The organism is Streptomyces sp. NPDC059455, from assembly GCF_042750115.1.
Classification (GTDB): Bacteria; Actinomycetota; Actinomycetes; order Streptomycetales; family Streptomycetaceae; genus Streptomyces; species Streptomyces endocoffeicus.
This window is the reverse complement of the sequence record NZ_JBHYVB010000457.1, coordinates 1-2,331: the sequence shown is the minus strand read 5'-3', so window position 1 is coordinate 2,331 and position 2,331 is coordinate 1. Positions and strand designations below refer to the sequence as shown.

The window sequence follows — 2,331 nt, the reverse complement described above, 5'->3', positions numbered from 1 at the left end:
GTCACAATCCAGCCCCTCCGGCGTGTGAGGAGCGGGGTCCAGGGGCGGAGCCCCCCACGCGGCGGAGCCGCATATCGTCAGGTGCCGGGAAGGGGCGGGGAGGGGAAAGAACCGCCGGACGCCCGGGGCCCGGGGCGCGGCGCCCCGCCTCCCAACCGCCGCGCGGGGCGGTATCCGGCCGACGGGCCGCACGCAAGACCGAGCCCGCCCCGGGAGCGCCCGGGCGCGCTTCGGCCGCGAGCCCGCCATGGTCCGCCGCTCGCCCGGAGGGCACGGCATCATGGGGCCGTGCGTGCTGCTCGGCTCATCAAGATGGTGCTTCTGCTCCAGGCTCGGCCCTCGATCACGGGGGCCGAGCTGGCGCGGGAGCTGGAGGTCTCCGAGCGCACCGTGACGCGGGACGCGGCCGCGCTGTCCGAGGCGGGGATCCCGGTCTACGCGGACCGGGGCCGGGCCGGGGGCTACCGGCTCATCGGCGGCTACCGCACCCGGCTGACCGGCCTCGGGCGGACCGAGGCCGAGGCGCTGTTCCTGTCCGGTGTGCCCTCCGCGCTGCGCGAGATGGGGCTCGCGGACGCCGCCTCCGCCGCCCGGCTGAAGGTGTCCGCCGCGCTGCTCCCGGAGCTGCGGGACGCCTCCCACACGGTGGCCCAGCGGTTCCACCTCGACGCCCCGGGCTGGTGGCGGGAGCCGGAGGCGCCGGAGCTGCTGCCGGGCATCGCCGACGCGGTCTGGGACGATCTGCGGATCGCCGTCCGCTACCGGCGCCGGGACGCGGAGGTCCGGCGGGAGCTGGAACCGTACGGGCTCGTGCTCAAGGCGGGCGTCTGGTATCTCGCGGCCCGCGCGGAGGGCGGCTTCCGGGTGTACCGGGTGGATCGTTTCGCCGCCGTCGAACCGGCCGGCGCCCGCTTCACCCGGGACGAGGAGTTCGACCTGCCCGCCTTCTGGGAGGAGCGGGCCGAGCAGTTCGCCCGCTCGATCCTGCGCGAGCGGGCGGTCGTACGGCTGACTCCGGCCGGGGCCCGGCGGCTGCAGCATGTCACGGACCGGGTGGCGGCCGAGGAGGCCGTGCGTGAGGCCGGGGAACCCGACGGGCAGGGGAGGCTCACCGTCACCCTGCCCGTCGAGTCGTACGAGGTCGCCCTCGCCCAGCTGCTCGGGCTCGGCCCGGACGCGGAGGTGCTGGGGCCGCCGGAGCTGCGGGCGCTCTTCGCGGAGGCGGCGCGCCGTACGGCGGAGCTGTACCGGTGACCGCGCGGTTTTACCGGTAGTCGGCCGCCGTGCCCTCCTTACCGCCGAAGACGACGTCCCGGAAGTAGCCGAAGGCGTCCGGCCGCGAGCCGTCCAGATCGGTGAAGCCGTAGACCTTGGCCAGCTCCCCGCTGAAGACGGACTTGCCGTTCCACCGCGCCCGGTCCGGGTCGGCGGCGAGCGCGGCGACCGCGCGCCCGACGAAGTGCGGTGACTCGGCGATGGCGAAGTGCGGCTCCTTCTCCACCGCGTCCCGCCAGTTCCCCTCCGTCACCCCGAAGTGGTCCAGCATCTGCTCGGAGCGCAGAAAGCCCGGCGAGACGCTGACCGCCGTGCCGTCGAACTCCTTCAGCTCCTCCGCGAGCCCGAAGGCGGTGCGGATGGGCGCGTTCTTGGCGAGGTCGTAGAAGAGGTTCAGCCGGTACGTCTTGTTGAACTCCTCGTTTCCGTCGGTCACCTCGACCACCAGACCGCCCGGGTGCCGGATCAGCAGCGGCAGCGCGTAGTGGCTGGTGATGAGGTGGGTCTCGACGCCGAGCCGGAGCATCCGCAGCCCGCCCGCCAGATTCGTCTCCCAGGTCTTCTTGCCGAACTCGATCAGCGCCTCACCGCCCCATACGTCGTTGACCAGGACGTCCAGCCGGCCCTGCTCCCGGTCGATCCGCTCCACCAGCGCCCGGACCTGCTCGGGCTCGAGGTGGTCCGTCGGCACCGCGATGCCCGTGCCGCCGGCGGCCGTGATCAGCTCCGCCGTCTCCTCGATGGTCTCGGTGGCCCGCCCCACCTCGCTGATCCGATCCCGGGTGGTGCGCCCCGTCGCGTAGACGGTGGCCCCGGCCGCCCCCAGCTCGACGGCCATCGCCCGGCCCGCGCCGCGCGTCGCCCCCGCGACGAGCGCGACCCGGCCCGCCAGTGCGCCCTGTGTGCTCACGTCCAATACGTCCTCTCGGTGTGAATGCCGTGTTGGGTGACGTGGTGGGGCCCCGGGGGGGGGGGGGGGGCCCCGCGGGGGGGCCGGGGGCGGGGACCCCCCCCACCGCGGGGGGGGGTTGGGGGGGGCCCCGCACCGCGCGGTGC

At 75.1% G+C, this 2,331-nt stretch carries 2 protein-coding genes; one reads left to right on the top strand and one right to left on the bottom strand.

The window, feature by feature from the left end; genetic code table 11:
• The first annotated feature begins 288 nt into the window (after positions 1-288).
• Positions 289-1,254, top strand: a complete 966-nt coding sequence (locus ACFXB5_RS53490) for a helix-turn-helix transcriptional regulator (protein ID WP_385223313.1) — start codon at positions 289-291, stop codon at positions 1,252-1,254.
• 10 nt (positions 1,255-1,264) lie between these two features.
• Here ACFXB5_RS53490 and ACFXB5_RS53485 read toward each other — a convergent pair whose 3' ends face one another.
• The gene (locus tag ACFXB5_RS53485; RefSeq protein ID WP_385223311.1) at positions 1,265-2,191 is read right to left on the bottom strand and encodes an SDR family oxidoreductase; all 927 of its coding nucleotides are present in this window, start codon (positions 2,189-2,191) and stop codon (positions 1,265-1,267) included.
• Positions 2,192-2,331: the final 140 nt, after the last annotated feature.